An 8675-nucleotide genomic window follows, 5' to 3' on the forward strand; every position below is an offset into this window, starting at 1 on the left:
GGTCAGCCTGAGCCTGTGCAAGTTCGCTTCTGTACTTGTTGATTTCTGCGTTAAGCGCATCTTCGTCAACATTGGAAGCACGAACAAATTTCTTGCCACCGAAAGTATAAGCAACACCTATGTTCAGGCGGGCGGTAGCTTCAGCCTTGCGGCAATCGCTTGCATCACCAAAGATGGAAGGAGTAACGCCGAAACGACCTTCAAGGTTAACGGCCCACTTCTTGTTGATGTCATAAGATAAGCCTAAACCTGCCGTTGCGCCAAAACGGGCTTTTGCACCGTCTTCTGCATATGCGGCAGATTGTTTGCCATCTTGTGTGATGGTTAAGTCTGTACTTACAGCTCTGGACAAGTTCATGGTAGGACCACCGAATACATACAAGTTGAATGCACGGTTCGGGTTATAGCCTCCGAAGAGGTTTATCAAATTCAATGTAGCATCAAGGTTGATTTCACCGAATTTCTTGCAATAACGATGATAACCATTGTCTTGATTATCCAAGCTTTGCCAGAAACCACCGAACTGGCCACGTACACCCCATACAGTAGTGATGTGCTTACCGATAGTGATGTTGGCGTTCATCGTGGGAGTATTGAAACCGTCATTGATTACAGACATGCCTCCAATGCCTAATCCGACATAAATATTATCCGAAGCCTTTTCGGTATAATATTTATTTTTTTCTTGCGCGTTCACTGTTACACAGGCACCGGCCAATAACAATGAAGCTATGATAAATTTACTTTTCATTGTAGTTTCTTACTTTTTTAGATTATACTATCTTTTTATTTTTGAAACTGATAATTAGTCAGCCAATGTGATACCACCACCTGCATTAGGATTATCACCATGACCATGTCCATGCTGATAGGCATGTTCGTGACCAGGCAGGGCCATTTCTTTAGCTGTAACAGTGATTTGGTAAATAGGGTTGTAATAAACGACTTTTATCTTCTCACCTGTAGCAGTAGCAGTCAGTTCATATTCAACATTAGCAGCTTGAATAGCATATTCTGCATTGTACATACACCATGCAGACGCTTGCAGCGTTTCTTCACCCTTATTCTCTACTTCCAATTGCTCCGGAGTAACTACAACGACTTTTGTTACAGCGCCTTTGGTTGCAACTGCGCTTTCATCCCACTTAGCTGTGTAATCAACTAAATAGTCACTCTCATTTTTTGCCCAAGTATTGCCATTATGATCGATACCGTCTGCTGCGTTACCGTATTTCATTATCGGGCTACCTACTTTTTCAGCATTTACAACACTCGGCTCTTTGCCAAATTCAGGACTTAAAATGATAACCGGTGAAAGGGATACCACTTGACCAGCGGCTACAGCCGGATATTTAACCGTTATGCTACCGGAAACGCCATTTACGGTTGCGGTAATAGTGGCTTCACCTGCAGCCAAGGCTTTATCACTTGCTGTTGATACAATGTTGTCTGCACCTGTGAAAGTAGCATTTTTAGTTACATTTTCATTAGTTGCTGCATCAATGACATTCGGAGTAAAGCAAACCATTGCAGGGTTTGGTTCAAATTTTACATTGAACTCTTCTTTTTCGCAAGAAGTGAAAGTTGTAGCCAAAGCTACTGCGGCACATGCGAGAACCGCATTCATACCGTTTAAGAACTTAATCTTTTTCATCTCAATAAATAATTAAAAATTTAACAATTCTGACTTAATAAAATATGGGTTAAAACTATTCTCTTCCATTATATTATCACTTGCTTCTGCCTTGTATTCTTTATAATAATAACGTTCGTTACCCGAATTATAAATAATACCCATATTGGCGGAAGTATTTATACGTGGTATATATTTATGCCTTTTATATTTATTATAAGGTGGTAACAATACCTGAAAGCGAAATCCTCCGTTGGCCTTGGCCTGTTCAGCTTTCATCAGATAAAATCCGATGGAGCAGTAACGGAAGTGTCGGATCATTTCAGCCTTGACACCTTTCTCCTCATACAAAAATTTATGTGCCCGTACGATAAATTGCGTATTGTACCTGGGCCAAAAAAAACTTGCACCAACTGACCATGTAAAAGTCATTGTTGGATCATAGTGTAATTTAAAACTATCCCAATAGCCGATGCCTGTATATCCCAATCTCAGTAAAGCTGCAAACCTCTCATCCTTGAATGGGCGTACAATATCTATATCAAATCCATATCGGTCCGTATTGAAATATCCTACAGTCACTTTACCGAATATATCGTATGGTAACCGGAAACTTTGTGAAATTGTAAGATGTCCGGGATGAACCTTATCCTCATAAATTCCATATCCATCATTATAAATGGGTATCTTTAGCTGTCCCGTGAGTTTCATCCCTTTCCATAACGAAACCTCTATGGCCGGACTTAAATCAAATAAAACTTGATATATTTGATTAATGACCAGGTTTTTGAATGCCAATTGCGGATACACTAATATATCAACCTTAAACAAAGAACTATTTTTCTTCTTTATCTTCCCCGTCTGTTTCCAAGTATCTCCTAAGTCATAACTGACATTCCAATCCTTACGTTCTGCAACAGCCGTGGTATCACCTTTTACCGGATGATAATAAAGAGAAATCTGAGGTATATTATTGTCAAGAACGATTACTCGGCATGGCTTTTCCCCCGGTAAACCCATCTTTTGAATAACATCTATCGCCTTACCAATACCGACGCCTTGTAAACGGTATGCAGAGTTTTGCAACACATACACACGCTCTTTCTCGTCTTCTGTCCATCCAACATTTTCAAATCCCATCTCTACCAAAGTATTTACCGTACTTTCTCCCGTCTGGCAAACCCCTTTCAAAGGGAGCAAACAGAATAAAAAGAACGCCGCACACTGTGCTATTGTTTTAGTAGTTAGGCACTTTCTTATGTTAGAGTTTTTATACCTCATCTTTTTCAATCATTTTCTGTATCCATACGACACAAAATATGCTGCAAAAATAGACACATTTTTAATAATACCAAAGAATTTTATCTGAAAAAATGAAATAAGATGGTTTTTTCTTCAAAAGCATTCGTAGAACATGCAGATTGTTTATAAGTAGCCAATTAAAACCTTTACATTGAAAGTACAATTGTTTATTTTGGGCATCCACGATGTTGTTTTTTGTGCTAAAAGTAGCTTTGTGTCATCACATAATCTGGTTAACTGATGTCCGGAATCAACGCTATTGCTTTCATTTTGCTTTCATCAACCAGTTTTGCATAAATTTGGGTAGTCTGTATATTGGTATGTCCCAATAATTTGGAGATAGTATATAAATCGGCTCCTAATGTCAACATCATGGTGGCATGCGTATGACGTGCCACATGAAAAGTGACATGTTTCAAGATACCGGCTTGTTTTGCCCACCTGTCTAATATCTCATTGCTGCGCCCCAATGATATCAAGCCCTTAAAAATTTTATCCGTATCTTGTGCTTTTTCTCTGTTCGGCAAGTATTTTACAGCTTCAGGACTCAAGGGCAATGATATGGCCTCATGAGTCTTTTGCTGGACTATGTTTATTGAGGCATTGCCATTGGTGTCATAATGGATATCCTTCCATTCAAGCGCGACAATGTCACAATGGCGCAGGCCACAAAAACAGCTAAACAAGAAAGCCTTTTTTAACAGGCTATTATAAAATGGGGTACGGACTAAGTACCTTAATTCGTCAATGGTGAGGTATTCCCTGTCTGCTTTACGTCGTTTAGGTTTTTCGTCACTTTTCATTTTGTCTATGGGATTGCAGGCTATATACTCCTCGGAAACAGCATGATTTAGGCAGTAACGGAGCATTTTAAAGTAATGAAGCTGAGTGTTGGCATGCAATTTTTTTTCTTCTTTGCAATGCTCCTGTTTGGCGTTTCTCAGATAACCAATGAATCCTATGACATACGCTTTATCCACTTTTCCTAATAATATCCCTTTTGAGTCATACCGTTCAAGATGATGGACTACGGCCCGCAAGGCGTTTTTCCGGGCTTCGTTGGAAGTACTTGACTGAGCTATTTTTTTTATGTAATCAATCAATGTTATATCCGGAAGTTTGTTGTGATTGAAACCATACGCTTTATTTTGAAGTTCTATTATCTTTTGTGATTTAATGGCATTGGCCAATTTCAATGTTTCTCGGTTTCTGATTTTGTCCGTTTTGTCATTCACCGGTATAATGTACAGTTTCAGAAACTCATATCGTCTTTTTCCATTCATATATATATCAAGATATATAGATTGGCATCCGTTTGATAGCTTTTTCATCCGGACTTTAACAGGCTCTTTTATTCTTAGTTGTTTTTTCATTTTATCTATCAATTTAGTATACACATATCTTTCGCTGGCAACAACATGGTAACAGTTAGTGTTCGCAGAAAAAAGAGCATTTGAAGTTTATTCACAGCTGTTTTTCTTTTTGTGTGTTTTGAGCATTCCGTATCAACGCATAGTAATTCCCTGTCATTCCAATTACAATTATAAATAAAATAACAAGAAGGGAACAACATCTTAACTAAAAATATAAATAACAGGATGGATTTGGAAACGGGAGGACAACAATTAGCCTAATTAAAAAGAAAGCATATACGTCCAAATTCATGCAAAAAGACACAATATCGACAATATTCATAATTTACATCAAATTATTATTGGGTATTTTAGGATATTTGTTGAATATAAACCGGATTATAATACGTGTTTTTTGTGTATTTTTGCATATCTACCATGGATTTATGCAAAAAGGCTGTGGCATATCGGCAAAAAGGTTACGGCATTTTACTAAAATGTAGTAACCCTTTCATTAAAACATCGTAACCCTTTCACTAAAACATCGTAACCCTTTCACTAAAAACACTATTTATACTCTTTTCATACAAAGTTTTGTTCTAGAATAAATGTAAACATATTGATATGTAGCTAGTAATCGGCAACATAGGATATTTTACTTGCGTTTTTCGCGACCAGCGCGGGATATGATTGAATTATGAGACTCTCGTTTGACAGAAAATACAAAACGTCAAAATGATAAATATAGCATTGCACAGATTTCAACAGCCTGTAATGGTAGAATGTTAACCGGGGGAAAAGCCATGCCGGGTTGTAGTTCTTGAAAATAATGTGCCTCAGATTTCTCTTTACTACAATCCAGTAGCCGAAGTTGACAGTGTTACCGTAGCCGAAAGAAAAGATTGGCAGGTAAGCTATGACTTGGGGCGTTCTTGGAAAAAGATACGGAAGGTAGCAAAAGTAAATAGCTCTTTGTTTAAGGTTGATGTGGTGGTATATCCAAGGCTGATGTTTCAGAATTACAAACTATCGCGGGTATATGATATCGTTTTGAACGCTTCTCCTGCCATAGAGGTTTCTCTTTGGAAAGGGATGAAGTTTACGGGACAAGTCATTTTCCCTATAGTGAATGATTATGGACGGCGTTATGAGCAGATCCGCCCGGGCTTTGTCACTTTGTCCCAGACTGTACGTCTGCCTCACCGTGTGTTCTTGACAGGAACGGTTGGCTTCTTTGAGGACTTTCGCTCTGGTGTGGATTTGAAGGCAAAGTATATATTTAAGGACGAGCATTTCTGGTTGAATGCACGTTTAGGATATACGCGAAAGGGATATTGGGAAAATTGGTCTTATTATCATGGAGCAAAATGGACGCTGAATGGTTATGTGGGAGCTAATTACTTCTGGTCAAGATTTAATACTCAGTTTTCCTTAAAAGGTGAAAGATACTTGTTGGAAGAGTATGGTATGAGTGCTGAAATGATCCGTCACTTCCGTTACGCTTCCATCGGTTTTTATGTAATGAAGGTTTTTGGTAAGGATGATGCTGCAAATAATGGACTCAATGGAGGATTCACTTTCCAGATCGCATTGCCGCCTTATAAATATAAGAGGAAAGGATATATTCCTCGCGTCGTAGGGGGAGACATCGGTATTCGTTACAATGCCGGTAACGAAAAACAGTATGGAGACTGGTATCGTTCTAACCCGGATGATAATTATTTGAGAGATAATAGTTTTAACCCATATTTTATTAAATCAGAATTGTTAAATTTTTAATTTTATTGAGATGAAAATGAAAAGTAGATTCTTGGGCTTTAGCGCTAAATTAGCGTTTGCCGTTTTAGCAGTGGGTACAATGTTTACAAGCTGCTATGAGAAAGAGGAAATTGATGTAACACCGGGTACTAAACCTGAACCTGCCAAGTATGTAATCGTAGGTAATGTCACCGCTTTGAATACAGGTGAAGCCTTGGTTGCTACTGTGACTATTGATGGCACAGCTGTTACAGTGAATGAAAATGGTTATTTTGAGAAGAACGATTTGACAGCGGGTTCTCATGTAGTGAAAGCTGTTATGAATAACTATTTTGATGCAGTGAAGACGGTGTATTTGCCTGAAACTGCTGCCGGTGGCGTTTGTGTAGTTAGTGCGGATTTCGCTTTGGCTGATGCCAGCTCAAAAGTTGTAGAACCGGATCAACAGGTTGTACCTGCTACTGAGGAACAAGCAAAAGAAATGATTGCAAAGAATGCTGAAACAATCATTGATGCATTTAAATCTGCTGGTATAGAAGGTGTTAGTGAAGAAGATTTAGTGTTTGATCCTGAAACAGGAAAAGCTACTCTGAAAGTTCCGGCTGATGCTAGTGCTGCTGTCGGTGAGGCTTTGACTGTTAAGTTACCTTATTTCACAGGTTTTTCTTCTTCTGTTGCTCCTGAAGATGATAATATCTTTACTAAGGCTGTTACTGAAGGCCAGATTTGGCTTGCTTCTGCTTCAAATGTTTTGGGTAGAGAATATGGTCTGAATGCAGGTACTAAAGAAGTTACATTCTCTGCTGTAGCAGGTAAGTCTATCGCTGCTTATAATGTGACTATCGTATTCAAGAACGAAGTTTATGTATTCAATGGTGCTGAAGGTACAGTAATGTATCAGGAGTCTTGGAAAGCTGAGCCTACTTATGAGTCTCACGATTCTCATGATTCTCACGATTCTCATGACGGTCACGGTGGTAATCCTGGTGCCGGTGGTGGTTCTGCCAAATAATTTGAGATAATAGCTTGCAAACTGTAAATATCAACCGGACATTAAGCATTGAAAATAAACGTAGCGAATAGAATGATAAAGAAAACCTTTTTAATTGGATTGTTCATCTGCTGTCCGTTTATGCTTGCTGCTCAGTTGACTTACGGAACTACCGGTCTGCTCCATGCTCCTTCGGCAGAAATGCAAAAGGACAAGACGGTAATGATTGGTGGTAACTTTTTAAACAAGGAGATAACTCCTCCTGGTTGGTACTATCATACGTATAACTACTTTTTGAATGTGACAATCTTTCCGTGGTTGGAAGTGGCATATACTTGTACGCTGTTTCAGTCACAACATATTGGAATTGATTGGAAAGTCGGGAAAGGTAAGTTTACAAATCAGGACAGGTACTTTTCTGCCCGAGTGAGAGTTTTGAAAGAAGGACAATTCTGGAAGTATATGCCGGCGGTGGTATTGGGGACTTCGGACCCCTATACCGAGTCGGGCGCAGGACAGGTTGCTTCAACCGATGGCAATGGCTATTTCTGCCGTTTCTATATTGCAGCGACCAAGCATATTCCGGTAGGTAAAGAAGAAATAGGTGTACACCTTTCTTATTTATACAACAACCGGGTGGACTACCCGTTAAACGGGCCTGCTGCAGGCATTACCTGGAACCCTTCATTTCATCCGCAACTAAGGGTGATTGCAGAGTACGATGCGAAAGATTTTGCGTTTGGTGCCACCTATTTGCTTTTCAACCATTTGCATGCGCAGGTAGAATTGCAAAGAATGAAGTACTTTACCGGCGGACTTACTTACAAGATTTATTTGAAGTAAGCGAGTGGTCGGAGCAAATAAGAACAAAAAGAGTTGAAATATTAAAAACAAAAAACAATGAAAAGTAAATTAGTAATATTATCTTTGATGTTGGCAGGTGCAGCAAGCACCATGACTGCGCAGACCAAAGAAAAGTTCGTCAGTGAGAGCTGGAAGGACAACTTCTTTATCAGTGCAGGTGTGGGTGGCCAGGTTTGCGTAAACCCTGACAACAGTGATTACGGCTTGGGCCATGCAATCACGCCTCTGATTCATGTATCTGTTGGTAAGTTGTTTACTCCGACTTGGGGTGTTCGTGGACAGGTTGCCGGTTTGTGGTCAACTTTGTATTCTAAGTACGGTCAGCCCGCAGGTACTTACAATGAGATTAAGAACAAGAAATACTTTACATTGCGTGCAGACGCTATGTATAATGTATCTAATGCCATTTGGGGATATAATCCCGAACGTTTGTTCAACTTCTCCGTCTTTGCCGGTCCTGGTTTGACTTTCGCTAAAACTTATGGCAAGCAGGATAAATTGGACGCTCTGATCAATGGTTCTGTTGGTTTGATGGGACAATTCAATATCAACAAGTATATTGATATAAACATTGAAGCCAGAGGAGAGGTTATGCCTTCTATGTTCGGAAAAGCCAGCAGCGCTTATACGGACGGTGCGGTTTCTTTGACTGCCGGTGTAACTTATACTTTCGGTGGCAAGAATTTCGTTCCTTACATCGCCAAACTTGATGTTGACGCTCTCAACGATGAGATCAACAAATACAGAAGCGAACTTGCACAGGCTCAGGCTGACC

Annotated in this window: 8 protein-coding genes; 4 read left to right on the plus strand and 4 right to left on the minus strand. The window is 39.5% G+C overall.

Annotated features, from left to right (window positions below):
- From HMPREF9446_RS12070 to HMPREF9446_RS12085, 4 genes are all read right to left on the minus strand, one after another.
- Positions 1 to 751, minus strand: a 751-nt coding sequence (locus HMPREF9446_RS12070; RefSeq protein WP_009125948.1) for an outer membrane beta-barrel protein, incomplete at its 3' end; no start/stop codon positions are given.
- A 54-nt stretch (positions 752 to 805) separates the two neighbouring features.
- The gene (locus HMPREF9446_RS17925) at positions 806 to 1654 is read right to left on the minus strand and encodes a DUF3869 domain-containing protein (RefSeq protein WP_009125949.1); all 849 of its coding nucleotides are present in this window, start codon (positions 1652 to 1654) and stop codon (positions 806 to 808) included.
- 12 nt (positions 1655 to 1666) lie between these two features.
- Complete coding sequence (locus HMPREF9446_RS12080) at positions 1667 to 2914, minus strand: hypothetical protein (protein ID WP_009125950.1); 1248 nt, start codon at positions 2912 to 2914, stop codon at positions 1667 to 1669.
- A gap of 254 nt (positions 2915 to 3168) precedes the next feature.
- Positions 3169 to 4308, minus strand: coding sequence for a site-specific integrase (locus HMPREF9446_RS12085; protein WP_009125951.1), 1140 nt, complete (start codon positions 4306 to 4308; stop codon positions 3169 to 3171).
- 810 nt (positions 4309 to 5118) lie between these two features.
- On the opposite strand from HMPREF9446_RS12085, the gene HMPREF9446_RS12090 reads away from it, so the two are divergent.
- The 4 genes from HMPREF9446_RS12090 to HMPREF9446_RS12105 form a co-directional block, all read left to right on the plus strand.
- Positions 5119 to 6066 carry a hypothetical protein gene (locus HMPREF9446_RS12090; RefSeq protein ID WP_009125953.1) on the plus strand — a complete coding sequence of 316 codons (948 nt, stop codon included), beginning with the start codon at positions 5119 to 5121 and terminating at the stop codon, positions 6064 to 6066.
- Positions 6067 to 6076: 10 nt separating this feature from the next.
- Entirely contained in the window at positions 6077 to 7057 is a 981-nt protein-coding gene (locus tag HMPREF9446_RS12095; protein WP_009125954.1) for a DUF3869 domain-containing protein, read from the plus strand.
- 72 nt (positions 7058 to 7129) lie between these two features.
- On the plus strand, positions 7130 to 7879 hold the full coding sequence (locus HMPREF9446_RS12100; RefSeq protein WP_009125955.1) for a YjbH domain-containing protein: 750 nt from the start codon (positions 7130 to 7132) through the stop codon (positions 7877 to 7879).
- 57 nt (positions 7880 to 7936) lie between these two features.
- Positions 7937 to 8675 (plus strand): outer membrane insertion signal domain protein (locus HMPREF9446_RS12105; RefSeq protein WP_009125956.1); only part of this gene is annotated, 739 nt, incomplete at its 3' end.

Source organism: Bacteroides fluxus YIT 12057, assembly GCF_000195635.1.
Taxonomy (GTDB): Bacteria; Bacteroidota; Bacteroidia; order Bacteroidales; family Bacteroidaceae; genus Bacteroides; species Bacteroides fluxus.

Coding starts and splice junctions, on each gene's coding strand:
- HMPREF9446_RS12080 (WP_009125950.1), bottom strand. CDS start 2,914: ATGAGGTATAAAAACTCTAACATAAGAAAGTGCCTAACTACTAAAACA.
- HMPREF9446_RS12100 (WP_009125955.1), top strand. CDS start 7,130: ATGATAAAGAAAACCTTTTTAATTGGATTGTTCATCTGCTGTCCGTTT.
- HMPREF9446_RS17925 (WP_009125949.1), bottom strand. CDS start 1,654: ATGAAAAAGATTAAGTTCTTAAACGGTATGAATGCGGTTCTCGCATGT.
- HMPREF9446_RS12085 (WP_009125951.1), bottom strand. CDS start 4,308: ATGAAAAAACAACTAAGAATAAAAGAGCCTGTTAAAGTCCGGATGAAA.
- HMPREF9446_RS12095 (WP_009125954.1), top strand. CDS start 6,077: ATGAAAATGAAAAGTAGATTCTTGGGCTTTAGCGCTAAATTAGCGTTT.